The organism is Mesorhizobium sp. RCAM 05104, from assembly GCF_059683645.1.
Map to the genome: position 1 here is coordinate 3,889,318 of NZ_CM185033.1, position 22,841 is coordinate 3,912,158.

Sequence of the window (22,841 nt, forward strand, 5' to 3'; positions counted from 1 at the left end):
CGTGGTATTCTTTGATCGATGTCGCGGCATGGATCCTCGGGTCTTCGCGACGTCGCTTCGCTCCTGCTCCGCCCGTGGATGACGAAGGTTGGGTGCCGAAAGCGTGGACCACGCCTACTGAAAATTCCGCCCCTTGGGCATGACCCTCTCCGCTTCTTCCGACAGCGTTGCGAGATCCTTTCCGATCGGTGCGTTCCGCGGCGCGGGTCGGCCATCGCGATCCGGTCCCTCCTTGGGGGCCGGTGGGCCGGCGATCGACGGTCTGGCCTCGCTGACCTTCTCCAGAAGCACGGTCAGCCAGGGCGTCAGGTCCTCGATCTTCTCGGCGACGATATGGATCACACCCGATTCCGACTGTAATTTCCCGGTGACCCGGACGAACCGCGCCCCCATGACGATGGGCCGATAGCGGGTAAAGGTTCTCTCCCAGAAGATGACATTGGCGACGGCCTTGTCGTCCTCCAGCGTCAGGAAGATCGCGTTGCCCTTGCCGGGCCGCTGCCGCACCAGGACAAGCCCGGCGACGGAGACCCGCCTGCCGTCGCGTACCGAAGGCAGGTTGGCATTGGGTGTGACGCCGGCCCGGTCGAGCCGCTCGCGCAGGAAGGCAACCGGATGCGCCTTCAGCGACAGGCCGAGCGAACGGTAGTCGTGGATGACATGTTCGCCGAGCGGCATTTGCGGCAGCTTCGTCTCCGGCTCCAGCTCGCGCAGGCGGACCGCCGGCTGGTCGAACAGCGGCAGCCTTTCGGCGGCGCTCTTGCCGTCGAGCGCGCGCACCGCCCATAGCGCCTCGCGGCGATCGAGGCCAAGCGAGCGGAAGGCGTCGGCCTGCGCCAGCCTTTCGATCTCGTCGACATCGAGGCCGGAACGCAGCCAGATATCCCTGACGGATTCGTAGCCGTCGCCACGCCTGGCGAAGAAAATCTTCATGCGCTCCTCCGACAGGCCCTTGATCTGACGGAAGCCGAGCCGCAGCGCGTGATCTGTCTTGATGACGCCACGCATTTCGGCATGGCGCGCGAGGATGCGGGCCGGGTCGAAAGGCGTTTTTTCCAAAGTGCAGTCCCAGACGGAGAAATTGACGTCGACGTCGCGGATCTCGACGCCATGGTCGCGCGCGTCGCGGACGAGCTGGGCCGGCTGATAGAATCCCATCGGCTGCGAGTTCAGGATCGCGGCGCAGAACACGTCGGGATAGAAGGTCTTGAACCAGCAGGAGGCATAGACGAGCAGGGCGAAGGAGGCGGCGTGGCTTTCGGGAAAGCCATATTCGCCAAAGCCCTCGATCTGCTTGAAACAGCGCTCGGCGAAGTCCTTCGTGTAGCCCTTGCCGACCATGCCGTCGATCATGCGCTGGCGGTAATTGCCGATCGTGCCGGTGCGCTTGAAGGTGGCCATGGCGCGGCGCAGTTCGTCGGCTTCGCCCGGCTTGAAGCCGCCGGCGACGATGGCGATCTTCATCGCCTGTTCCTGGAACAGCGGCACGCCGAGCGTCTTGCCGAGGATCTCTTTCAATTCCGCCTTCTGATATTCGGCCTTCTCCTTGCCTTGCCGCCGGCGCAGATAGGGATGGACCATATCGCCCTGGATCGGACCCGGCCGAACGATCGCCACCTCGATGACAAGGTCATAAAAATCTCGCGGCTGGAGCCGTGGCAGCATCGACATCTGCGCGCGCGATTCGATCTGGAAGACGCCGAGCGTATCGGCGCGGCAGATCATGTCATAGACACGTTGGTCCTCTGCCGGCAGGGTGGCGAGCACATAGGGTTGCCCATATGGGTCCCGCGCCTTCGGATAGTGGTCGGTAAGCAAGGTGAAGGCGCGCTGGAGGCAGGTCAACATGCCGAGCGCCAGCACATCCACCTTTAGGATCTTCACCGCGTCGAGATCGTCCTTGTCCCACTCGACCATCTTGCGCTCGTCCATCGCCGTCTTGACGATAGGGACGATCTCGTCGAGCCGGTCCCTGGTGATGACGAAGCCGCCGACATGCTGGGAGAGGTGGCGGGGGAAGCCCATGATCTCGTTGGCCCGCTCCATCACATGCCGCGATGTGGGGTCGGTGCGGTCGAGGCCGCCGGCGCGGGCTTCCTTCTCGCCGAGTTCCGAGGTCGACCAGCCCCAGATCGAGCCGGACAGCGACGCCCGGACATCCTCCGAAAGGCCCATCGCCTTCGACACTTCGCGCAGCGCCGAGCGGCCACGATAGCTGATGACGGCGGCGGCAAGCGCGGTGCGTTTGGAACTGTATTTCGTATAGATGTACTGCATGACCTCTTCGCGTCGCTCGTGCTCGAAGTCGACGTCGATGTCGGGCGGCTCGTTCCGCTCCTCGGAAATGAAGCGCTCGAACAGCGTATCGATCTTGTCCGGCCCCACCTCGGTGATGCCGATGCAGAAGCAGATAATCGAATTGGCAGCCGAGCCTCGGCCCTGGCAGAGGATGTTCTGGCTGCGGGCGAATTTGATGATGTCGTAGACGGTCAGGAAGTAACGCGCGTAGTTGAGACGCTCGATCAGAGCGAGCTCTTCCTCGATGCGTTTTATGACGCTGGCCGGGACACCACCCGGGAAACGCCTGGTCGCTCCCTCCCGCGCCAACCTTTCGAGCTCGGCTTGCGGGCCGAGGCCCGATTCCGTCGGCTCATCCGGATAATTGTACTGGAGGTCGCTGAGCGAGAAGGTCAGCTCCTGCGCGAAGCGCAAGGTCTCGGCCAGTGCCTGCGGATGTCGGCGGAACAGGCGCGCCATCTCCATCGGCGGCTTCAGATGGCGCTCGGCATTGGCGGCCAGCTGCAGCCCCACCTCGGCGACGGGCGTGTTGAGGCGGATCGCGGTCAGCACGTCCTGCAACGGGCGTCGTTCCGCCGTGTGGTAGAGGACGTCGTTGGTCGCCATCAGCGGGATGCCGGCGATCTCCGCCAGTGCTGCCGCCTGCTCGATGCGGAAACGGTCATTGCCTGCATAGTCAGGCGAGACGCCAAGCCGCAGGTTCCTGCCGAAACGGTCCTTGAGCTGGCGAAGCAGAGCGAGACTGTCCTGCGCGCCCGTCAACAGATCGGGCAGGACCGCCAGCGACATGAGGTCACCCCATTCGAGCAGATCGCCGCGCTGGAGAAGGGTGGCGCCCTTTTCGGTTTCGTCGCGCAGATTGGCCTGGGTGAGCATGCGGCAGAGATGCCCCCAGCCCTTGCGGTCCCGCGGATAGGCGAGAATGTCCGGCGTGCCGTCGCCAAAAACCAGCCGGCAGCCGGGGTGATAGGAAAGCGCCTCGACCTTGGCCTGCTGCCAGGCGCGCACCACGCCTGCCACCGTGTTGCGGTCGGCAAGCCCGATCGCCGAGAAGCCCATGAGCTTGGCCGCGACCACCAGCTCCTCGGGCTTGGAGGCGCCGCGCAGGAAGGAGAAATTCGACTGGATGCCGAACTCGGCATAGGGAATGACGGTCAGCGCATTCATACGAAGACACCATGCATGAACCAGCGCGGCGGCACCTGGGAGCCGCCATAGAGGCCTTGCCGGTAGAGCCAGTAGCGGCGGCCGTCGGCATCCTCGATGCGGAAATAATCGCGTGTCGATGCCGCCTCGTCGCTCGCGGCTTCATGCCACCATTCGGCGGCGATGCGTTCCGGCCCCTCGGCGCGCGTGATCCGGTAGAGCGCGCGCCGCCAGCGGAAATTCAGCGGCGGTCCCTCGGGCATTTCGGTGGCCGGCACATCGATGGGTTCGGGCGAGCGGAAAAGCCGGATCGGCCGTTCCGGCGAGAAGACGGTCACCGGCGCCTGCATCCGGTCCGGCTTCTTCGGCGGCGTGGTCCGGCGCGGGGCTTCGGTGAAGGGGATCGTGGCGACGGCGCGCTCCGGCAGATGGCTTTCGACGGTGACCGGCCGCAAAACCGCGCCATCGCCGAGCCGGGCGCGGATGCGGTCTGCGAACAGCGCGATATCGGCGCCGTCGTCGGTCGTCTCGCCGGCAAGGTCGGCCTGCTGCATGTCGAAGGTGGCCGCCGCCAGCACCGAGAGCCGGACGAGATCGAAGCCATAGCCGGCATCGATATCCTGCTCGAGCGCGGCCAGCCGTTCATGGAACAATTTCTGGATCAGCACCGGTTCGCGTAGCGGCCGCGAGGTGCCGAGCGCGATGCGGCTGACGGCGCCGTCGACGCGAAAGAGCAGCAGCGCCAGCGTCCTGGCGCCCTCGCCGCGACGCTCGAGGTCGGTCTTCAATGTCGTCGCCAGCATGCCCACCAGCCGTTCGATATCCTCGGTCAGGGTGACGGGTTCGGCCAGATGGCGTTCGACCGAAAGCGGCGCGACGGGAAGGCGCGGCGAAACAGCCTCGTCGAGACGGCCAAGCGCCTGGTCGAGGCGCAGCAGCAAGGAGGCGCCGAAACGGCGGGCGAGCGGCGCGCGTGGTGCGGCCATGACGGCGCCCGCCGTGCGCAGGCCGACGCTTTCCAGGCTGGCGCGGGTCGCCGGCTCGATGCGCAGCGCCGCCAACGGCAAGGGCGCCAGCAGCGCTTCCTCCTCACCGGAAGGCACGATGCGGTCGCCGGAAAACCGTGCCGCGGCCCAGGCCGCGCCCGGCGTGGCGGCAAGCCCGGCGCGGACATCAAAACCCTGATGGAAGAAGCGCGACAGGATGTCGCCCAGCATGGCGCGTTCGCCGCCGAACAGATGGCTGCAGCCGGTGATGTCGAGAAACAGGCCGTCGGCACTGTCCAGCGCCACCAGCGGGGTGTAGCGGTCGCACCAGTCGGCAAGACCTTCAAGCAGGCGGCGGTCAGCCTCCGGATCGGCCTCGACGATGTCGATCGACGGATGCATGGCGCGCGCATCGGCGATGCCCATGTCGCGCTTCAGGTGCAGCGCCTCAGCCCGCTCGTCGAGGGCCGAGATGCGCTGCGCGTTGCCTTGGCGGTGGCTGATCACGAGCGGTGGGTGCGGCAGGTGATCCGAGGGCCGGGAACGCCAGGACCGCCCCAGACGCTGCCGCAGGATCCTTTCCGCTGCCAGATAGGGAAACCACAGGGACAGGATCCTTTGCCCGTTCTTTCTGTCTTTCCTCGCCCCTTCTTTCGTCGCCCGCTCTTTCGTCGAATGCGCGTTCATCGGGGTTCCACTCCAGTGTGAATTGTCCAGGCAGGGCCGTGCGGCTCTTGCCGATGGTGACGGTGAAGGCCGGGCGGCCGATCGAGCCGGCGAGCGGCCCGGCGATGGTGTCGCGCGGTGTTGCCGGCGCCGACGCGACGATGAGGCGGACGGGTGCCGCCGTCGGCTCGGGCTCGGCCGCCTGCCGCAGAAGGAACACCGGCCGGCCGGCACCTAGCGCCCTTGAGTGCAGCCGGCGCGTCGCGGTCAGGTCCAGCCGCTGCGGATTGCCGCGGATTTCAAGGATGACGGCGGCGAGCGCCGTCATCCGGGCGGCCTCCTCGGCGACCCACAGCGCATCGACAAGTTTTGGCGCCTCGGAAAACAGCAATTGTTCGGGCTCGATGCCGAACGAGGCCCGAAGCCCCCTGGCATAGGGAAAGCCGGCCTCGCGGAAAATCTCCGACGTGCCGATCCACAGCACCGGCAGCCCCTGCGCCTGCTTGAGGATCAGGCTCGTGAGCGACAGAGCGAAGCCGGCGACGGCTCCGGCATCGCGGGTCTGCGTGCCATGGATTTCGCTCAGGGCGGCTTTCGGCAGGCCGCCGCTCAGGGCGGCATCGAGCCGCTCGACGCCGGTGGGCAGGAAGGCATCCGGCAACGCCGCGGCAATGCCGCGCCGGACGATTGTAAGATCGGTGTTGGGGGTGAGATCGGCGCTGACATCGGCATCAAGGGGCGCGCCAGCCGGCGCCTGCAGGCGCTCGGGCAGCGTTCCCTCGATCTTCGCGATCTGGCGGCGCAGGGCAAAAACAGTCTCCCGCGCCACGGCGGTCATCGCCATGACGGTCAGCTTCCACTCACAATTGTTCCTGTTATGTTCCTATAGATTCCAGAGGGTGCCCCAAGAGTCAAGCAGAGTCACAAGGAATTTATTCCTCCGCGGTTGCCTGCTTCAGCGCTGGCCGCCAAACGCCAGCCGTGCCGCAAGCCCTGCAAACACGGTTCCCAGCAGGATCTGGGGCGCTCGCCGAAACCGCGTGCGCTTCGACAAGGCCGCGCCGATCCGGCTGGCGGTCAGGATGACCAGGCCATTGATCACCAGCCCGATCAGGTTGAGGACGGTCGCCAGCACCAGGATCTGGCCCGCGACGGAGCCGGCCTCAGGGCGCACGAACTGCGGGAAAAGCGCGAGCACGAACAGCGCCATCTTCGGGTTGAGCAGATTGGTCAGCAATCCTTGCCGGAAGATGCGGGCCTGCGAATAGCGCGGCAGGCCGGCGACCGGTGCAAATGCCGTTCCGGCGGAACGGAATGCCTTCCAGGCGAGATAGGCGAGGTAGGCCGCGCCGGCATAACGCACAATGTCGTAAGCGATGGGCGCGGCAAGGAACAATTGCGACAGGCCGAAGGCGGCGGCCAGCGCATGGCAATAGGTGCCGGCAGCGATGCCGGCATAGGTCGCCAGGCCCGAGGCGCGCCCCTGGCTGGCGCTGCGGGAGGCGATCAACAGCATGTCCGGCCCCGGCGTCGCGGTCAGAGCGAGGCAAGCAATCGCGAAAAGTCCAATTGTGGAAAGGTCCGGCATGAGAGCTCCCTAGTACATGGCCGGAACTGACCCGTACGCGATTCCCCGGCAGCGGCAAAGGCGCTGAAACAGGAATTGCCGCGTCATTTGCCGATTCCGGCGCGAAAGCCTATATGCCGGGTTCAAAGGACAAAGCATGGCCCGCATCTACAAGACCCGCACCTGGCACGACCAGTTCTCGCCATCCATGGAGGAATTGGAGTTCCTGGCGCTGGAGTCCTACGCCCACCTGCCGGAGGAGTTCCGCAAGCTGACCGGCGAGATCATCATCCAGATCGCCGAATTCCCGACCGACGAGATCATGGACGATTTGTCGCTGGAAACGCCGTTCGACCTGCTCGGCCTGTTCGAAGGACGCGGCATCGCCGAACGCTGGAATCCGCAGACCGGCGAAGGGCCGAACCGCATCACGCTCTATCGCCGCGCCATGCTCGACTACTGGGCCGAAAACGAGGAAACGCTGGGCGACATCGTCACCCATGTGCTGATCCACGAGATCGGCCATCATTTCGGCCTGTCGGACGATGATATGGAGCGGATCGAAGAGGCGGCGGAATAGGCTGTGCCGATATTCAGGTGATGCCGGCCTGCAAATGGCGGTCCCCTGCGCTTCCGGTGCTCACGTACCCAAAAGTACGCTCCGCTCCGGTTCTCGGGCACCACCCAGTTTGGTCGCTTCGCGCCCGTCTTCGACTCCGACTCGGCCTGACCTGAATCTCGACACAGCCTGCGTTGGCGCTTTGCAAACTCTACCAGTCGCTGAGCTTGGTATCGGGCCCATATTCCTGGCCCTCGACGTCCTTGACCACGGCCTGGCCGCAGCGCATGGCCTTGGCCTTCTTGTCATAGCCATAGGTCGGCGAGCCGAACAGGTGCCAGCCCTTGTTCAGCGCCGCCGTCACCTTGTGGCAGAAGCTGGCGTCGTCCGGGCCGGTCAGAAAGCGGTAGAGTTTCATTTTTCAGTCCTGTCGTGAGTGCTCTGTCTTCTTTGTTTCGAGCATGATCTTTTCCGAAAACCGGTTCCCGCTTCTTGCTTCGCCGACCTTCGGTTCGGGATCATGCGCCGATGGCGGCTGCCTTCGCCAGCAGTTTTTCAGCCTGCGCCAGGTGCAGCCGCTCGACCATCTTGCCATTCAGCGCGATCACGCCCTTGCCGGTGTTCTCCGGAAGCGCGAAGGCCTGGCTGACCAGGCGCGCCTCGGCCACAGCTTGAGTGGACGGCGCAAAGGCGCGGTTGGCCGCCTCGATCTGGGCCGGATGGATGAGGGTCTTGCCGTCGAATCCCATGGCGGCCGCTTCCACACATTCCTGGGCGAAGGCTTCGAGGTCGCGAAAATCGTTGGAGACGCCATCGAGCATGTCGAGACCGCCGGCACGCGCCGCCAGCACCATCTGCATCAGCCACGGCACGAGATAGCGCCGGTCGGGTGTCGCCAGCACGCCGGTATCCTTGACCAAATCATTCGTTCCGGCAACGAAACAAACCAGACGCGAGGCCGGATCCCGGCCAAGTTCAGCTATGGTGCCGATGTTGAGCAGTGCCTTGGGCGTCTCGATCATCGCCCATAGTTTCACGCTGTCCGGGGCAAAATTGTCGTCGAGCACATCGCCGGCCTCGAGCAGGTCGCGCGGTGCGTCGACCTTGGGCAAGAGGATGCCATCCGGCTCGCAACCTGCCGCGGCCAGCAGGTCGGCGGCGCCCCATTCGCTGGCCAGCGCGTTGACGCGCACGACCATCTCGCAGCGGTGGCCAAAGTGGTTGGCAACCGGGCGGCTGGCGAAAATCCCCGCCAGCTTTTCGCGCGCCGCAACCTTGTCGGCCGGGGCGACGGCATCCTCGAGGTCGATGATGACGGCGTCGCAGGAAAGCCGCGCGATCTTGGCCAAGGCCTTGTCGTTGGAGGCCGGGACGTAGAGCACTGAACGGCGCGGGCGATAGGGTTCCATGCCTGATCTATGCCGCGTGCGGTTGGTGGAGGCAAGCCGTCCGACCCGTACCTGAGACGGGCCAATCGCGAAAGCTGGCACCGCCCCTCATTGCCCTGCCGGGCATTTCTCCCCGTAAACGGGGCGAAAGAGGCTGGCCGCAACCTCGGCTCCCTTCCTGCAACACTGATGATTGGCGAAAGCGGCGACGAGCGCCCCTCGCCCCGTTTACGGGGAGAGGATGCCGGCAGGCAGGTGAGGGGCAGCGCCAACGCTCGGAAAGGAGGGCGGGCAGTACACCAGCAGTAAAGCGTGCCCCTGCACGAAAACTGCACACGCTTGCGGAAAACCTCCTCCAATCCGCCCAATCGTTTCCTGGCCGGCCTGCGAGACAGGCGGCATGCACAAGCGAGCAAAACCCCGTTGGTCCCTGCCCTACCGATTGCGCAGCGAAGGCTGGTGGCTGGTCGATCCGCCGCGCGCGAATCCCACGGCGATTCTCATTCCCTTTGTCCGCAGGAGCCCGCCGACAATGCGGTCGGAAGCGATCAGGAAGGTCAGGTCATGACATCATTGTTTACCGCCGCGCCGAGCTATTGCAGCCGCTTCGGTGTTGCCGTGCTGCTGGCAGCACTTGCGGATTTCCTCTTCTACGGCCAGCCCGCCGGCATCACGGTTTTCCTGTTCGCCATCCTGATTGCCGCTGCCGTCGTCGCCGTGCATCCCGCCGCCTTCAGCGACGGCAGGCTGTGGATCAAGCCTGCCGCTCTGCTTGTCGCGCTGCTGCCGCTCACGGAGAATGTCTGCGGCCTGTCGGTGTCGGTCGCGCTTGCGGCGATGATCGTCTTCGCGCTTTCGCTTAGCGGCCGGCTGCGACATAGCATCGCCCGCATTGCCGGCCAGACCGCGCTGTTCCTGCTTGCGGCGCCGTTCCGGCTCGTTGGCGATTTCATCCGCTGGCGCAAGACGGCGCGATGGTCCGGCCGGCGCCGCGTCCGCCTGGCGGCGCTCGCCGTCTGGGTGATGCCGCTGACCCTGGGCGCGGTCTTCCTGGCGCTGTTCGGCGCCGCTAATCCGGTCATCGATTACTGGCTGTCGCTGATCGACCTTCTGAAGCTGCTCGATCTCATCCAGCTGGCGCGGATTGCCTTCTGGCTGTTCGTGCTCGCCGGCGTCTGGGCCTTCTTGCGGCCACGCCTGCCGCGTCTTTTTCGCCGCGTCCCGCGCGCGGCAGCGGCCGATATTAGCGCTCGGTCCGAGGGAACCGTCACCACCATCGAGGATATCCTGTTCGGCAAGGCGGCCATTCTTCGCGCGCTTGTTATCTTCAACATGCTGTTTGCGCTGCAGACCGGACTCGACGCCGCCTATCTGTGGGGCGGGGCCGCCCTTCCCGACAGCTTGAGCTACGCCGCCTATGCGCATCGCGGCGCCTATCCCTTGGTCGTCACCGCGCTGCTTGCCGCCGGCTTCGTGCTGGCGGCGCTGCGGCCCGGCAGCACGACATCGGCCGATCCGGTCATCCGCCGGCTGGTCTATGCCTGGGTGGCGCAGAACATCATGCTGGTCATCTCGTCGATCCTGCGCCTCGACCTCTATATCGGCATCTATGCGCTGACCTACTGGCGCGTCGCCGCTTTCGTCTGGATGGGGCTGGTGGCGGCCGGCCTTGCCCTGATCATCGCCCGCATCGCGCTTGGAAAATCCAATGAATGGCTGCTGTCCGCCAATCTTCTGACGTTATCGGCGACGCTTTATGCCTGCTGTTTCATCAACTTCGCAGCAACGATCGCCAATTACAATGTCGACCATTCCCTCGAAATGACCGGCCAGGGCATTACCCTCGACGCCTGGTATCTGCGCTCGCTCGGTCCGGGCGCGTTTCCGGCGCTCGATCGTTTCTTCGATCATCAGGGCAAAACGCCTGCCGCGGGCGCTGTCCGCGAACTTGAAGGATTGCGGGCCAGTGACGAAGACTGGTATCGCACCGTCCAGCAGAACTGGCGGGCCTGGAGCTTTCGCGACTGGCGCCTGCTTCGATATCTCGACAGCAAGGGGTCGCTCGTGCTTCCTCAGCCTCCGCAACCTTCCTTGCCGGGCCGCTGATCCATGCCGCATCACATCCTCGTCGCCGACGATGATCCGCATATCCGCGAAGTGATCTGCTTCGCGCTGGAAAAGGCCGGCATGAAGACTTCAGCCGTTTCCGATGGCGCCGCCGCCCTGCAGGCGGTCGAACGGCGCACACCTGACCTGGTCGTGCTCGACATCGGCATGCCGGAGATGGATGGGCTGGAGGTCTGCCGGCGGCTGCGGCAGACATCCAACGTGCCGGTGCTGTTCCTGTCGGCGCGCGACGAGGAGATCGACCGCATCCTCGGGCTCGAAATGGGTGGCGACGACTATGTGACGAAACCGTTCAGCCCGCGAGAGCTGGTCGCCCGCGTCAACGTCATCCTGCGGCGCGCCCGCCCGGCCCCGGCCGAACCGGCCGACGACAGGCAGTTCGCGCACGGCAAGCTAGCCCTGGCGCCGGTCAGCCACGCCGCCAGCTTCGATGGCAAGCCGCTTGCCCTGACGGGAATCGAGTTCTCGATCCTGAAGGGGTTTCTGGCGCGGCCTACGCATGTGCTCGACCGCGACGCGGTGATGGCCAGTGCCTATGCCGGCAAGGTCCATGTCGCCGACCGCACCGTCGACAGCCATATCCGCAACATCCGCGCCAAGCTGGCGGCGTTGGGTTGCCCGGATGTCATCGAGACCGTGCATGGCGTCGGCTTCCGGCTTGGCCGATGCGGCTGACGACCTCGCGCAAATGGATTGGCCGCAAGTGGCGGCCGCGTCTCGCCACGGTCGTCGTTGCCATCCTGATCATGGTGATGGCGTTGCCGCTGGTCGGCCTGTTCTTCTTCCGTCTCTACGAGAACCAGCTGATCCGCCAGACCGAAGCGGAGCTGATCGCGCAAGGTGCCGCCATCGCCGCCATCTATGCGCAGGACGTGCGGGACGCCGGCATCCCCCAGGAAAAACTCGGTGCGGCGATGCCGCAGGCAAACGCAAGCGCGAGCCGGAGCGTCGACCCGGGCCGAAGTATCGACCCGGGCTATCGGCCGATCGAACCGCGCCTCGATCTGGCCTCCGATTATGTGCTTCCGACACGGCCGGCGGCGGTCGCTGCCACTGCCGATCCTGCCTTCGCCGTGATCGGCGCGCGCCTGTCCGGCATTCTCGACGCCACGCAGAAAACCACGCTGGCCGGCTTCCGGCTGCTTGACCCCAAAGGCGTCGTCATTGCCGGGCGCAACGAGGTCGGGCAGTCGCTTGGCGAGGCCGAGGAGGTGCGCGAGGCGCTCGCCGGGCGCTATGCCAGCGCACTCAGGCTGCGCATTCCCGACCAGCCCACGCCGCCGCTCTATTCTGTCAGCCGCGGCACCAGGGTGCGGGTCTTCGTCGCCTTGCCGGTGGCCGTCGAGGGCCGGGTCGCCGGCGTGGTCTATGTCTCGCGGACGCCCAACAACATTGTAAAACATCTCTATGGCGAGCGCGGCAAGGTGACGTTGGCGGCGATCGCCATCCTTGGCGGCACGCTGCTCATCGGCCTGGTCTTCCTGCGCACCGTCAGCCGCCCGATCTATGCGCTGATCGACCGCACCCAGCGCATTGCCGCCGGTGATCGCGACGCCATCAGGCCGCTCGATCATCACGGCACATACGAGATGGCGGAGCTTTCCGCCGCCTTCCTCGACATGGCGGAAAAACTGCAGGCGCGGTCGGACAGCATCCAGACGTTCGCCACCCATGTCTCGCACGAGCTGAAATCGCCGCTGACGGCGATCCAGGGCGCGGCCGAATTGCTGCGCGATTCCGGCTCGGCGATGGACGATGCCGAGCGGCGGCGATTCTCCAACAATATCGTCACCGATGCGGGGCGGCTCAATCTGCTTGTGCGGCGCCTGCTCGAGCTCGCGCGCGCTGAAAATCGTGCACCGAGCGGCGAAAGCACCTCGATTGCTGCGGTGCTGGCGCTGCTCCCGATCGACACCAGGCTGGCGGTCCGCGTCGAGGCCGGCGGCGATCTGACCTTGCGCATATCGGCCGAGAACGGGGCCATCGTGCTTGCCAATCTCTTCGACAATTCGGCCAGGCATGGCGCGACGCAGGTTTCGGTCACGGTGGCGAACGCCGAGGGCAGGGCGACCATCATGGTCGACGACGACGGCGCCGGCATTTCAGCCAGCAACCGGGCGCACATCTTCGAGCCGTTCTTCACCACGCGCCGCGATTCGGGCGGCACCGGCATGGGCCTCGGCATCGTGCTGGCCCTCCTGAAAGCGCATGATGGTACGATCAGGCTGGTTGACTCCGAACGCGGCACGCGCTTCGAGATCAATCTGCCGGTTGTATGAAATTGGAGCCTGATTCCGAAACCGGTGCCCACTTTTCGGGGTCATGCTCCAGGCTTGGAAAGGCAAAAGCGTGCGCTACGACATCGTCATCATCGGCGGGGCCATCGTCGGATCCTCGATCGCCTACTATTTGCGCGAGGAAGGGTTTTCCGGCTCGATCGCGCTGATCGAGCGCGATCCGCAATTCGCCCACGCGGCGACGACGCTGTCCATGGCCTCGATCCGTCAGCAATTCTCCATTCCCGAAAACATCCGGCTGTCGCAATTCACGCTGAAACTGTTCCGGCGGCTCAAGGAAGAGTTCGGTGCCGACGCCGATATCGGTTTCCGCGAGGGCGGCTATCTCATTCTCGCCGGTGAGAATGGCTTGCCGATCCTCAAGGCTAATCACGAGGCGCAGATCGCCGAGGGCGCCGATATCGTGTTCGAGGACGCCGAGCAGCTGACGCGGCGCTTCGCGTGGCTGTCGACTGAGGGCATTTCCGCCGGCGCCTATGGCCGGACCGGCGAGGGCTGGTTCGACGCGCATGCGATGCTGATGCTGTTCCGCAAGGCGCTGCGGGAGAAGAAGATCGATTTCATCACCGCTGATGTCACCGGCATCGAGCGGCAGGGCGGCCGCATCACCAGCGTCTCCCTCGACAATGGCCAGACGCTGGAGGCCGGCATCGTCGTCAATGCCGCCGGGCCGAATGCCGGCAAGGTCGCGGCTTTGGCCGGGCTGGCGCTGCCGGTCGAGCCGCGCAAGCGCAACGTCTTCGTCTTCGAGGCGCGCGAAAAATACGCCGACATGCCGCTGCTGGTCGATCCCTCCGGAATTTACGTGCGGCCGGAAGGCTCGGTCTACCTCACCGGCGGTGCCGAGCCGGAAGAGGGCGACGGCCCCGCTGATCCCAAGGATTTCGACGTCGACTGGCCGCTGTTCGAAGAGGTGATCTGGCCGGTGCTGGCGACCCGCATCCCCGCCTTCGAGGCGATCAAGCCGACGCGCGCCTGGGCCGGCCATTACGACTACAACACGCTTGACCAGAACGCGGTGATCGGGGCGCATCCGCAGGTCGGCAATTTCCTGTTCGCCAACGGATTCTCCGGCCACGGCCTGCAGCAGGCGCCGGCGGTCGGCAAGGCGCTGGCCGAACTGATCGTGCATGGCGGCTACCGCACTGTGGATTGCTCGGCGTTTGGTTACGAACGCGTGGCCGAGGGACGGGCGTTCCGGGAATTGAATGTGATTTGAGTGAGGCCGCCCTGCCTTCTCCCACAGGGGGAGAAGGGAAGACCGCGGCTAGGTAACCATCGCGTCGACAGCGAGGGCGTTGCCGAGTGCATGGCCTCCGGCCGTGTTGTCGAAAATGCCCCAGACCTCCGCGCCCGTAGCGGCCGCCACCTTCACCTGCCGACCGATCCGGTCGAGACTTTCGGCATCGTAGTCGGAATAGTAGACGCGCGGGGCGCCGTGCCAGCGAAAATAGGCAAGGCCGGACCAGCCGCCCGGCACCGCGGCGGCGGGAACCGGGGCCGGATCGGCCGCAACACGTGCGACGTGGCAACCGGCCAGAAGCGCCTCCGCCTCCGCTTCGAACCAGCTCGGATGGCGCGGTTCGCATACGAGCCTGGACTTTGTTCGCTTGCTCAACATGTCGAAGAAACCGCCCGCGATATCCGGTTCGAAGCGCAAGCTCGGCGGCAGCTGGACCAAAAGTATGCTCAGCTTTGCGCCGAGACCTTCGATCTGTTGCAGAAACATGTCGGCAAGCGCATCGCAATCGACGAGACGATGCTCATGGGTCATCGCCTTCGGTGTCTTGACGGCAAAGCGGAAGTGCTCCGGCACGGCGCGTGTCCAGCGCTCATAGGTCTCGCGGCGATGCGGCTTGTAGAAGGACGTGTCGATTTCGACGACCCGAAGGCGCTGGGCATATCGTTCAAGATGCGAACCGGGTTGTGGGAAGTCTTCCTTGTATCGCGTCGGAATGCCCCAGCCGGCCGTGCCTATGAAACATCCGCGCTTTCCCATGCCGAGGATGTGGACCAGACGCGGCGCGGGTCAAGGCGGGGTGCAGCCAAGTGTGCGCGGAGCAAGATTGCGGATCGACTTTGCCTTACTGGTGAATCCAGCGGTTCGGAAACGGGAATCCCTCGCCGTCCTCGACGAGTTGCTTGAGGCTCAGCAGGAACACCGCCCAGCTCATCGAGTAGTAGGGATAGCGCTCGGCATTGCCACGAAATCCTGAATGGCGGAACTGGACAGTAGACTGACCGTCGACGGGCACAACGGTGAACTGGACCTGCGTTCCGGCCCAGTCCGAATCGTCCTCTTCCGGCTGCCAGCACACCAGCCGGTCCGGTTCGAGGGCGGACACCCGCATGAGCTGACAGCCCTCTCCAAAGCGAAACTCCAGTATGTTGCCGGTTTTGGACTCGCCCCGCGTGTCGGGAATCCACCATTGCGCAAGCTTGTCCGCTTGCGTCAACGCTTGGTAGATCGTGCTTGGAGGGCTCTTGATGCTGATCTCGTGCCAGATTTCCTTCATGGCATCCTCCTTCTTACGGTTAGAAGCTTCGTTAGGCTGCAGCCCGGCAACCCGAACTCGCATAAGTCTGCAGCCAACTCAGCACCCGTCCCCAGCCTTCGGCATGTTCGGCCGCTGCTTCACCCAGGCCGGCAAAGCCGCCATGGCAGATGGTGACGCGCGTGCCGGTGGCGACCGGCTCCAGCAGCCAGGCGACCGTCGTTTGCCGCCGGCCAAGCGTGGGATGATCCCACTGATAGGCGCGCGTCTGCACGATCCGGCGCGGCGCCTCGATCTCGAGGAATTCACCGCCGGCCGGCAGGTCCCTGCCGTCAGCCCAGCGCACAGTGACGTTCCAATGGCCGCCGACACGAAGGTCAGCCGACCAATCTGTCATCCGGTAGGTGTCGGCTGAACCCCACCATTGCTCGACCTCATCCGTAACCAGCGCGCTGAAGATGCGCTCCGGGGGCGCTTCTATCCTGGCTGATGCCATGATCGTCTCGCCGTTGGTCATGCTCCGTATCACAGGATCATGCATCATCGATGCCTCCGCCTGATATTTGTTTCGGGATCGAAACGAGGCTTTCAGCCTTTTGATGGCGGGCGCTCAAAACCCTTGCCGGTCTCGAGCAGGCTCTTCAGGCTGGCCAGCACCAGCGGCCAGCCCTTGGCGACGTTGCCGATCAGGCTGTGCGGCCCGTCCGCCTCATGGGTGACGGCAAGCTTCATCAACTCGCCGTCCTGCTCGATGGTGAAGGTGCAGCGCGTGTAGCCGTCGGCCTTCACCTCCGGCATCCATTCATTGCGCCATTTGATCACCAGGCGTCGCGGCGGGTCGATCTCGAGGATTTCACCGCTGTCGGCAAGGCGCCCGTCGGGGAACATCAGCTTCCAGCTGGAGCCCACCTTCCAATCGCTCTCCTGATAGGAGCAGAGGAAGAACTGCCGGTTGAACTCCGGGTCGGTCAGCGCCTCCCAGAGCTTTTCGGGCGTGGTGCGGATGTAGGTCACGTAAACGAAGCTGTTGCTCATCAGTCTTCCCTTTCGAGGCGTTTCTTCAAGTCGCTGAGGGCGGTCAGCCGTCCCCGTTCGAACTTGCCGATCCAGCGGTCGGCGATCTCGTTGATGGGAACGGGGTTGAGGTAGTGCTCCTTCTCGCGCCCCTTGCGGATGGTGGTGACGAGGTTCGCCTCCTCCAGGATCGCCAGGTGCTTGGTCACCGCCTGGCGCGTCATGTCCATCTCCGCGCACAGCGCGTTCAGCGTCTGCCCGTTCCTGGCATGGAGGCTGTCCAGCAATTGCCGGCGTGTCGGGTCGGCCAGTGCGCGAAAGACGGCATCCATGCTCATGACTCTAATATGCAACCATTTGGTTGCATGTCAAGGCGGCTTGCGGATCACGAAAAGTTGCCTGTCCTGTCAGGCAGGCGATCATGAGTGGAAGGCGTCAGCGCTTGCGGGAGAACCAGAAGGCGTCGGCCATGTGCTTCATGCCGATGCGCTCGTAGAAGCCGACGGCGTCGGGCATGGAGATCAGGCTGACGGCAACGGACGGCCCCAGCTGGCGCCGCGCCTCGTCCATCAGGCCCTTGCCGATGCCAAGCCCTTGCGCCGATTGGGAGACGGCGAGTTCCGAGATGTAGCAGACCCAGGAAAAGTCGGTGACGGCCCTGATAACGCCGATCAGCGGCCTGCCTTCCACATCGAGACGCGCCGTCAGCACCAGATTGGCGCCTGACAGCATCGCCCGCAGTCGCGCTTCATCATCGACGGGGCGGGTTTCGCCGAGGCCGGATTCCACCAGCACGCGGCGGAACTCGGCGACGTCGAGCTCTGGTTCGCGTGCGTAGAGGATCTGGGAGTTTTCCGCCATAACCGCAGACTGCACCATAGGCCGGCGAATTCGAAGCCACTTTCGCGCCGAGGCCACTTTCGGGCGACATGCGGTCCGGCTTGGGCCACCAGCACAAACAGTTGCCTTTTATTTGCCCGCGGCTTTGTGTAAACCGGGCCCCAGCAAATCCTCCCGCAACGAAAACACGGGCCAAAGCCATGGAAAAATTCACCAAGCTCACCGGCGTCGCCGCTCCGATGCCGATCGTCAATGTCGATACCGACATGATCATCCCGAAGGATTATCTGAAGACGATCAAGCGCACCGGACTTGGCACCGGGCTGTTCGCCGAAATGCGCTACAATGACGACGGCTCGGAAAACCCGGATTTCGTGCTCAACAAGCCGGCCTACCGCAAGGCGCAGATCCTGGTCGCCGGCGACAATTTCGGCTGCGGCTCGAGCCGCGAGCACGCGCCGTGGGCGCTGCTCGACTTCGGCATCCGCTGCGTCATCTCGACCTCGTTCGCCGACATCTTCTACAACAACTGCTTCAAGAACGGCGTGCTGCCGATCACCGTCAGCCCCGAGGACCTCGAGAAGCTGATGGACGATGCTTCGCGCGGCTCGAACGCCACTCTGTCGATCGACCTCGAAGCCAAGGAAATCCGCGGGCCGGATGGAGGCGTGGTCAAGTTCGACCTCGACGATTTCAAGCGGCACTGCATGCTCAACGGGCTCGACGACATCGGCCTGACCATGGAGAAGGCCGGCGCCATCGCCTCGTTCGAGAAACGGAACGCCGAACTGCGCCCCTGGGCCTGAGCGGCACCTGTCCGACGGATAGGCCCGGCCCTTTCAGGCCGGGCTCGTGGCGACTGAAGGGAGGGACAGTCATGACACGTTCGCTTTTAGCCGGCGCTTGCGCGGCGGCCTTGTTGCTGGTCCCCACCGCGTTTGCCCAGACGCAGACGCCCGCCGCGCAGCAGACACCGGCGGCAGAAAAACCTGCCGCCGATCAGGGCACGGGCGCCGCCGACGTTTCCGATGACGACAGCCAAGCGCCTGTTCCGTTCGAAGGCGGCCATCTGACTATCACCCAGCCGGAGCAGGACGGTGAGAAGGTGCTTGCCTATGACGGCCAGCAACTGGCCAGCAACTATGACGTCTTCTTCGACAGGATCGTCGAGGTCGGCGGCTTGAAGGTGGCGCTGTTCGATGTCGGCGATGGCGGCAATCAATGCGGCCCGGCCACGGTGATCGTCTGGAAGCCGGAGGGCGGCACCATCCAGAGCACGACGGTCGAGCAGGACGACTGCGGCGCGCCGCCATCGGCGGTGTCCGACAACGCCATCTATTTCGTGCCCTATCTGCTGCCGGGCGATGCAAAGCCGGCTTTGCAATGGTCGCCCACCGACGGGCTGACCACCTCGGGCAACCTGACCTACATGCCGGAGCCCGGCACCGACTGGAAGGATGTCGATCCGTCGAAATACGACAACATCATCGACGCCTTCCACAACGAGGCCGTCTACAAGGAGGCCGCAAAGCTGCTCGGCAAGGACATGCCCGACATGGCGACCAGCCTGCTGGTCGGCGGCGGCACGGAAAAGACCGCGTCGGGCGCCTTCTACGCCAGCGGCTGCGTGCCGCATGATTGCGGCGGCAATGACGGCTTCATGGCGGTCGACCCGGCGCAGCACAAATTGTATTTCGCCCGCCGCGGCGACAATGGCGAGCCGAACGCCTGGCCGGCGGTAACGACATGGCCTGCCGATGTGAAGGAGGCGTTGGACAAGGCGCTGGGGTCCGCGAATTAGGGGTGCGGGCGGCGCTTGCATCGCGCTTTCGTCATCCACGGGCGGAGCGACGCGCAGCGGAGCGCAGACCCGAGGATCCATGCCGCGACGTCGGCCGAACAGCGCGGCGGGGCATAATTCTGTAGCGCTGCAACGCCTTGAAGTCGTGGCATGGATCCTATGGTCTGCGCCGCGTCGCTACGCTCCTTGCTTCGCCATAGGATGACGATGCCAGAGATGCCCTGGCTGGAATCTCCGCGGCTGGACTTCGCCGCATCGTGACAATTGTCCCCTCGACTTGGCCCACGACCGGGTCACCCTCCTCTGCTAGACGACGCGGATCAATGTAAGGAGGCCTCCATGCGAAAACTGATCTCCACTGGCTCGCCATTCGAAAAGACCGCCGGCTATTCGCGTGCCGTGGTGCAGGGCGACTGGTGTTTCGTGTCCGGCACGACCGGCTACGACTATGCGACGATGACGATGCCGGAGACGATCGAGGCGCAGACGCGCAACTGCCTGGCGACGATCGGCAAGGCGTTGCAGGATGGCGGCTTCGCGATGGCCGATGTGGTGCGCGCGCATTACTACATCACCGACCAGGCCTTCGTGGATATCGTCTTCCCGATCCTGGGCGAGACGTTCGGCGACATCAGGCCGGCGGCAACGATGATCGTCTGCCAGCTCAACAAGCCGGAAATGAAGATCGAGATCGAGGTGACGGCGCTGCGGCGGACAGCTTGATCGGATGAAGGTCAAGCGCATCATTGCCAACATCGCCACGCAGGACATCGCGGCGGCAAGCGTTTCTATCACGACGTGCTCGGACTTGATGTCCTGATGGATCAGGGCTGGATCGTCACATACGGCTCTGCCGAGACGAAGGCCGTGCAGGTGAGCTTTATGACCGAAGGTGGGTCCGGCACGCCGGTGCCGGATCTGTCGATCGAGGTCGACGATGTCGATGCCGCGCTTGAAGCCATGAAGACCGCCGGCTTCGCCATCGAATACGGGCCGGCCGACGAGCCCTGGGGCGTGCGGCGCTTCTATGTGCGCGATCCCTATGGCAGGCTGGTCAACATTCTCTCGCATCGGTGACGACATCGTGCTCCAGCTGTTGACCTGCAGGCTTGCGTCGCAAGCGCTTGGCGTTTAGCAAGGCCGCGGTTCAAAATCTTTCTGGGACGGTTTCTCCATGGCAACGAAGCATCTTTTCCTGCTCGCCGGCGACGGCATCGGCCCCGAGGCCATGGCCGAGGTGAAGAAGCTGATATCGGCCATGAACGAAAAGCTCGGCAGCGGCTTCGTCACCGAGGACGGTCTGGTCGGCGGCTGCGCCTACGACGCGCATGGGGCTGCGATTTCCGATGCCGACATGGCAAAGGCGATGGCCGCCGACGCGGTGCTGTTCGGCGCCGTCGGCGGGCCGAAATGGGATGCCGTTCCTTACGAAGTGCGCCCCGAAGCCGGCCTGCTGCGGCTGCGCAAGGACATGGAGCTGTTCGCCAATCTGCGACCCGCCATCTGCTATCCGGCGCTGGCGGCGTCCTCCTCGCTCAAGCAGGAAGTGGTCGAAGGCCTCGACATCCTCATCGTGCGCGAGCTGACCGGCGGCGTCTATTTCGGCGAGCCCAAGCAGATCATCGATCTCGGCAACGGCCAGAAGCGCGGCATCGACACCCAGGTCTACGACACGTTCGAGATCGAGCGCATTTCGGGCGTCGCCTTCGAGTTGGCGCGTACCCGCAAGAACCACGTCACCTCGATGGAAAAGCGCAATGTCATGAAGTCGGGCGTGCTGTGGAACGAGGTCGTCACCCAGACCCACAAGGCGCGCTATTCAGACGTCAAACTCGACCACATGCTGGCTGATGCCGGCGGCATGCAGCTGGTGCGCTGGCCCAAGCAGTTCGACGTCATCGTCACCGACAATCTCTTCGGCGACATGCTGTCCGACATCGCCGCCATGCTGACCGGCTCGATCGGCATGCTGCCGTCGGCCTCGCTCGGCGCCCCGGATGCCAAGACCAAGAAGCGCAAGGCGCTCTACGAGCCGGTGCACGGCTCGGCGCCGGACATTGCAGGCAAGGGCATTGCCAACCCGATCGCCATGATCGCCTCCTTCGCCATGTGCCTGCGTTATTCCTTCGGCATGGTGGCGGAAGCCGACCGTCTCGAGGGCGCCATCGCCGCCGTGCTCGACGATGGCCTGCGCACCAAGGACATCATGTCCGAAGGCATGACCGAGGTCGGCACGGTGCGGATGGGCGACGCGATCATCGCCAAATTCCTGGGCTGAGCCGATGGCGGTCGACGTCCGCTGGGCGACGACCGAGGATGCGGCCGCACTCGCGGCCATGCTATGCGAGATGGCGGTGCATTACCGGCAGCCGCCACTCGACCACGACCGGGCCCTTGCCGCGGCGCAGAAATGGCTGGCCGAGGAAAGTCCGGCCTATCCGCATTTCGCGCTCGCCCTCGTCGAGGGAGAGGTCAGCGGCCTGGCATCGGTGGCGATCGCGCATCCCGGCATCGATCTCGAGCGGCTCTTGTTCCTCAAGGACCTGTTCGTGCGCGGCAAGGCTCGCAACGCCGGCATCGGCCGCGCGCTGATCGGCTTTCTCGCCGACCATTGCGGTCGCCACGGCATCGGCCGCATTGACCTGACCGCCGAGGACTGGAACGAGGGCGCGCTGCGTTTCTACGCGCGGCTCGGCGCCGAACGCCACGGCCAGAAGATTTTCCTCAGATTGTCGGGCGAGTCACTGGCGATTGCGGCTAGACCCTGACGCCAGCCGGCACCGATCCCCAGGGTTTCCTGCCCCCTGTTTCGCCTGGCAGCTACCCTACTCAGGGTTGTTTCGGATTTCAATATGCACGTAATAACTAAACCCTGATCCCTGCCGGCACCGGCCCCCACTGGTTTTCCCTGGCCTGCGTCGGGATCAGGGCGAAGACCAGGATGATCAGGCCGCCGATGGAGGGGATGAGCATCACCAGGCAGAGCCAGCCCGGCAGGCCGATATCGTGCAGGCGGCGCACGATCATGCCGAGGCCGGGCAGGAACGTGCCCAGCAGGAAAACGCCGAAAAGCCCGACCGTCACCGCCGGCATCTCGGCGCTGTCGAGATTGCCCATCTCGACATCGGCAAAAATGCCGATGCCAACGATCGCCAACAAAGCGATCGTCCAGAACAGGCAATAGCCCCAATATTCCTTGCGGCGGGCGCGGCCGGCGAAATTGAAGTAGTTGCCCGTCAGGCCGCGCCAGAAATAGCCCCACAGGTCGGTGGGTTCGGCTGGCTCGGAGGACCGGCCGAAATGCTGCGCCTGGGAGGCGCGCGCTGCCGGCGCATCGCCCGCTTGAGCCACCGCCGCGTTCGCACTGGCATCGCTGGCCAGGGCCTGGGCGGTGATCGAAAAAACGTCACGCGCCTGGCCGCCGTCCGGCTGGAATTCGACCCTCGTGCCTCGTGCCATGGCGGTTTCGCGGCGCAGGTCCTCGCGCCTGAACGTGTAACGGTTGCCATCCGCCCCGGTGATGAAGCCGAAGCCCTGATCCTCGTCATAGTGAAGCACTTCGCCGCGCATCACCCACCCCCTTGTCGCCACGTCCCGGGCCAAGGTGTGGCACAGGGGCCAACCTGTCGGCAAGGCCGCGCGACATGGCTACCGTCC

Annotated in this window: 23 protein-coding genes and 1 pseudogene; 11 read left to right on the forward strand and 13 right to left on the reverse strand. The window is 64.7% G+C overall.

Features of this window, described 5'->3' with window-relative positions:
- Nucleotides 1-114: 114 nt before the first annotated feature.
- From AC56QP_RS18995 to AC56QP_RS19010, 4 genes are all read right to left on the reverse strand, one after another.
- Nucleotides 115-3,465, reverse strand: a complete 3,351-nt coding sequence (locus AC56QP_RS18995; protein WP_489858554.1) for an error-prone DNA polymerase — start codon at nt 3,463-3,465, stop codon at nt 115-117.
- Nucleotides 3,462-4,937, reverse strand: coding sequence for a DUF6504 family protein (locus AC56QP_RS19000; protein ID WP_489858553.1), 1,476 nt, complete (start codon nt 4,935-4,937; stop codon nt 3,462-3,464). The genes AC56QP_RS18995 and AC56QP_RS19000 overlap by 4 nt, the downstream gene beginning before the upstream one ends.
- Nucleotides 4,879-5,940, reverse strand: a complete 1,062-nt coding sequence (locus AC56QP_RS19005) for an ImuA family protein (protein WP_489858552.1) — start codon at nt 5,938-5,940, stop codon at nt 4,879-4,881. Before AC56QP_RS19005 ends, AC56QP_RS19000 begins: the two co-directional genes overlap by 59 nt.
- A 111-nt stretch (nt 5,941-6,051) precedes the next feature.
- The gene (locus tag AC56QP_RS19010; RefSeq protein ID WP_489858551.1) at nt 6,052-6,684 is read right to left on the reverse strand and encodes a LysE family translocator; all 633 of its coding nucleotides are present in this window, start codon (nt 6,682-6,684) and stop codon (nt 6,052-6,054) included.
- A gap of 136 nt (nt 6,685-6,820) precedes the next feature.
- On the opposite strand from AC56QP_RS19010, the gene AC56QP_RS19015 reads away from it, so the two are divergent.
- Nucleotides 6,821-7,243 (forward strand): metallopeptidase family protein, encoded by a 423-nt coding sequence (locus tag AC56QP_RS19015; RefSeq protein WP_091575942.1) that lies wholly within the window; start codon nt 6,821-6,823, stop codon nt 7,241-7,243.
- A 190-nt stretch (nt 7,244-7,433) separates the two neighbouring features.
- Here the strand turns inward: AC56QP_RS19015 and AC56QP_RS19020 are convergent, their stop codons facing one another.
- Both AC56QP_RS19020 and AC56QP_RS19025 read right to left on the reverse strand, forming a co-directional pair.
- Entirely contained in the window at nt 7,434-7,640 is a 207-nt protein-coding gene (locus AC56QP_RS19020; RefSeq protein WP_256753238.1) for a DUF1737 domain-containing protein, read from the reverse strand.
- A 100-nt stretch (nt 7,641-7,740) separates the two neighbouring features.
- On the reverse strand, nt 7,741-8,631 hold the full coding sequence (locus AC56QP_RS19025) for an HpcH/HpaI aldolase/citrate lyase family protein (RefSeq protein WP_489858550.1): 891 nt from the start codon (nt 8,629-8,631) through the stop codon (nt 7,741-7,743).
- A gap of 543 nt (nt 8,632-9,174) precedes the next feature.
- Here AC56QP_RS19025 and AC56QP_RS19030 point away from each other — a divergent pair.
- The 4 genes from AC56QP_RS19030 to AC56QP_RS19045 all read left to right on the forward strand — a co-directional run bounded on the left by AC56QP_RS19030 (nt 9,175) and on the right by AC56QP_RS19045 (nt 14,253).
- On the forward strand, nt 9,175-10,716 hold the full coding sequence (locus AC56QP_RS19030) for a DUF4153 domain-containing protein (RefSeq protein WP_489858549.1): 1,542 nt from the start codon (nt 9,175-9,177) through the stop codon (nt 10,714-10,716).
- A gap of 3 nt (nt 10,717-10,719) precedes the next feature.
- Nucleotides 10,720-11,412: a response regulator gene (locus AC56QP_RS19035; RefSeq protein WP_489858548.1), complete on the forward strand. Its 693-nt coding sequence runs from the start codon at nt 10,720-10,722 to the stop codon at nt 11,410-11,412.
- Nucleotides 11,403-13,016, forward strand: a complete 1,614-nt coding sequence (locus AC56QP_RS19040) for an ATP-binding protein (protein WP_489858547.1) — start codon at nt 11,403-11,405, stop codon at nt 13,014-13,016. The genes AC56QP_RS19035 and AC56QP_RS19040 overlap by 10 nt, the downstream gene beginning before the upstream one ends.
- A gap of 70 nt (nt 13,017-13,086) precedes the next feature.
- Entirely contained in the window at nt 13,087-14,253 is a 1,167-nt protein-coding gene (locus AC56QP_RS19045) for an NAD(P)/FAD-dependent oxidoreductase (RefSeq protein WP_489858546.1), read from the forward strand.
- A gap of 48 nt (nt 14,254-14,301) precedes the next feature.
- Here AC56QP_RS19045 and AC56QP_RS19050 read toward each other — a convergent pair whose 3' ends face one another.
- The 6 genes from AC56QP_RS19050 to AC56QP_RS19075 all read right to left on the reverse strand — a co-directional run bounded on the left by AC56QP_RS19050 (nt 14,302) and on the right by AC56QP_RS19075 (nt 17,404).
- A complete protein-coding gene (locus AC56QP_RS19050) occupies nt 14,302-15,033 on the reverse strand; it encodes a DUF72 domain-containing protein (RefSeq protein ID WP_489858545.1) in 732 nt (243 codons plus the stop codon).
- Between the two features lie 85 nt (nt 15,034-15,118).
- On the reverse strand, nt 15,119-15,550 hold the full coding sequence (locus AC56QP_RS19055; RefSeq protein WP_489858544.1) for an SRPBCC family protein: 432 nt from the start codon (nt 15,548-15,550) through the stop codon (nt 15,119-15,121).
- A 31-nt stretch (nt 15,551-15,581) separates the two neighbouring features.
- Entirely contained in the window at nt 15,582-16,073 is a 492-nt protein-coding gene (locus tag AC56QP_RS19060; protein ID WP_497100406.1) for an SRPBCC family protein, read from the reverse strand.
- Nucleotides 16,074-16,117: 44 nt separating this feature from the next.
- On the reverse strand, nt 16,118-16,564 hold the full coding sequence (locus AC56QP_RS19065) for an SRPBCC family protein (protein ID WP_091575951.1): 447 nt from the start codon (nt 16,562-16,564) through the stop codon (nt 16,118-16,120).
- Entirely contained in the window at nt 16,564-16,875 is a 312-nt protein-coding gene (locus AC56QP_RS19070) for an ArsR/SmtB family transcription factor (protein WP_208604591.1), read from the reverse strand. The genes AC56QP_RS19065 and AC56QP_RS19070 overlap by 1 nt, the downstream gene beginning before the upstream one ends.
- A gap of 103 nt (nt 16,876-16,978) precedes the next feature.
- Nucleotides 16,979-17,404 carry a GNAT family N-acetyltransferase gene (locus AC56QP_RS19075; RefSeq protein ID WP_489858543.1) on the reverse strand — a complete coding sequence of 142 codons (426 nt, stop codon included), beginning with the start codon at nt 17,402-17,404 and terminating at the stop codon, nt 16,979-16,981.
- 179 nt (nt 17,405-17,583) lie between these two features.
- Here AC56QP_RS19075 and leuD point away from each other — a divergent pair, with 179 nt between their 5' ends.
- The 6 genes and pseudogenes from leuD (at nt 17,584) to AC56QP_RS19105 (ending at nt 21,952) form a co-directional block, all read left to right on the forward strand.
- A complete protein-coding gene (gene leuD, locus AC56QP_RS19080) occupies nt 17,584-18,189 on the forward strand; it encodes a 3-isopropylmalate dehydratase small subunit (RefSeq protein ID WP_256753227.1) in 606 nt (201 codons plus the stop codon).
- Between the two features lie 71 nt (nt 18,190-18,260).
- A complete protein-coding gene (locus AC56QP_RS19085; RefSeq protein WP_489858542.1) occupies nt 18,261-19,184 on the forward strand; it encodes an Ivy family c-type lysozyme inhibitor in 924 nt (307 codons plus the stop codon).
- A 339-nt stretch (nt 19,185-19,523) separates the two neighbouring features.
- Nucleotides 19,524-19,907 (forward strand): RidA family protein, encoded by a 384-nt coding sequence (locus AC56QP_RS19090; protein ID WP_489858541.1) that lies wholly within the window; start codon nt 19,524-19,526, stop codon nt 19,905-19,907.
- A 4-nt stretch (nt 19,908-19,911) separates the two neighbouring features.
- Nucleotides 19,912-20,261, forward strand: a pseudogene (locus AC56QP_RS19095) (VOC family protein).
- Nucleotides 20,262-20,358: 97 nt separating this feature from the next.
- The gene (gene leuB, locus AC56QP_RS19100) at nt 20,359-21,462 is read left to right on the forward strand and encodes a 3-isopropylmalate dehydrogenase (protein WP_489858540.1); all 1,104 of its coding nucleotides are present in this window, start codon (nt 20,359-20,361) and stop codon (nt 21,460-21,462) included.
- A gap of 4 nt (nt 21,463-21,466) precedes the next feature.
- The gene (locus AC56QP_RS19105; RefSeq protein WP_489858539.1) at nt 21,467-21,952 is read left to right on the forward strand and encodes a GNAT family N-acetyltransferase; all 486 of its coding nucleotides are present in this window, start codon (nt 21,467-21,469) and stop codon (nt 21,950-21,952) included.
- Nucleotides 21,953-22,049: 97 nt separating this feature from the next.
- On the opposite strand, the gene AC56QP_RS19110 is transcribed toward AC56QP_RS19105, so the two are convergent.
- Nucleotides 22,050-22,754, reverse strand: coding sequence for a DUF805 domain-containing protein (locus AC56QP_RS19110; protein ID WP_489858538.1), 705 nt, complete (start codon nt 22,752-22,754; stop codon nt 22,050-22,052).
- Nucleotides 22,755-22,841: the final 87 nt, after the last annotated feature.

Excerpts from the sequence above, each read along its gene's own strand:
- AC56QP_RS18995 (WP_489858554.1), bottom strand. The coding sequence starts at position 3,465 with ATGAATGCGCTGACCGTCATTCCCTATGCCGAGTTCGGCATCCAGTCG.
- AC56QP_RS19005 (WP_489858552.1), bottom strand. The coding sequence starts at position 5,940 with ATGGCGATGACCGCCGTGGCGCGGGAGACTGTTTTTGCCCTGCGCCGC.
- AC56QP_RS19010 (WP_489858551.1), bottom strand. The coding sequence starts at position 6,684 with ATGCCGGACCTTTCCACAATTGGACTTTTCGCGATTGCTTGCCTCGCT.
- AC56QP_RS19015 (WP_091575942.1), top strand. The coding sequence starts at position 6,821 with ATGGCCCGCATCTACAAGACCCGCACCTGGCACGACCAGTTCTCGCCA.
- AC56QP_RS19020 (WP_256753238.1), bottom strand. The coding sequence starts at position 7,640 with ATGAAACTCTACCGCTTTCTGACCGGCCCGGACGACGCCAGCTTCTGC.
- AC56QP_RS19025 (WP_489858550.1), bottom strand. The coding sequence starts at position 8,631 with ATGGAACCCTATCGCCCGCGCCGTTCAGTGCTCTACGTCCCGGCCTCC.
- AC56QP_RS19030 (WP_489858549.1), top strand. The coding sequence starts at position 9,175 with ATGACATCATTGTTTACCGCCGCGCCGAGCTATTGCAGCCGCTTCGGT.
- AC56QP_RS19035 (WP_489858548.1), top strand. The coding sequence starts at position 10,720 with ATGCCGCATCACATCCTCGTCGCCGACGATGATCCGCATATCCGCGAA.
- AC56QP_RS19040 (WP_489858547.1), top strand. The coding sequence starts at position 11,403 with ATGCGGCTGACGACCTCGCGCAAATGGATTGGCCGCAAGTGGCGGCCG.
- AC56QP_RS19050 (WP_489858545.1), bottom strand. The coding sequence starts at position 15,033 with ATGGGAAAGCGCGGATGTTTCATAGGCACGGCCGGCTGGGGCATTCCG.
- AC56QP_RS19055 (WP_489858544.1), bottom strand. The coding sequence starts at position 15,550 with ATGAAGGAAATCTGGCACGAGATCAGCATCAAGAGCCCTCCAAGCACG.
- AC56QP_RS19060 (WP_497100406.1), bottom strand. The coding sequence starts at position 16,073 with ATGATGCATGATCCTGTGATACGGAGCATGACCAACGGCGAGACGATC.
- AC56QP_RS19065 (WP_091575951.1), bottom strand. The coding sequence starts at position 16,564 with ATGAGCAACAGCTTCGTTTACGTGACCTACATCCGCACCACGCCCGAA.
- AC56QP_RS19070 (WP_208604591.1), bottom strand. The coding sequence starts at position 16,875 with ATGGATGCCGTCTTTCGCGCACTGGCCGACCCGACACGCCGGCAATTG.
- AC56QP_RS19075 (WP_489858543.1), bottom strand. The coding sequence starts at position 17,404 with ATGGCGGAAAACTCCCAGATCCTCTACGCACGCGAACCAGAGCTCGAC.
- leuD (WP_256753227.1), top strand. The coding sequence starts at position 17,584 with ATGGAAAAATTCACCAAGCTCACCGGCGTCGCCGCTCCGATGCCGATC.
- AC56QP_RS19085 (WP_489858542.1), top strand. The coding sequence starts at position 18,261 with ATGACACGTTCGCTTTTAGCCGGCGCTTGCGCGGCGGCCTTGTTGCTG.
- AC56QP_RS19090 (WP_489858541.1), top strand. The coding sequence starts at position 19,524 with ATGCGAAAACTGATCTCCACTGGCTCGCCATTCGAAAAGACCGCCGGC.
- leuB (WP_489858540.1), top strand. The coding sequence starts at position 20,359 with ATGGCAACGAAGCATCTTTTCCTGCTCGCCGGCGACGGCATCGGCCCC.
- AC56QP_RS19105 (WP_489858539.1), top strand. The coding sequence starts at position 21,467 with ATGGCGGTCGACGTCCGCTGGGCGACGACCGAGGATGCGGCCGCACTC.
- AC56QP_RS19110 (WP_489858538.1), bottom strand. The coding sequence starts at position 22,754 with ATGCGCGGCGAAGTGCTTCACTATGACGAGGATCAGGGCTTCGGCTTC.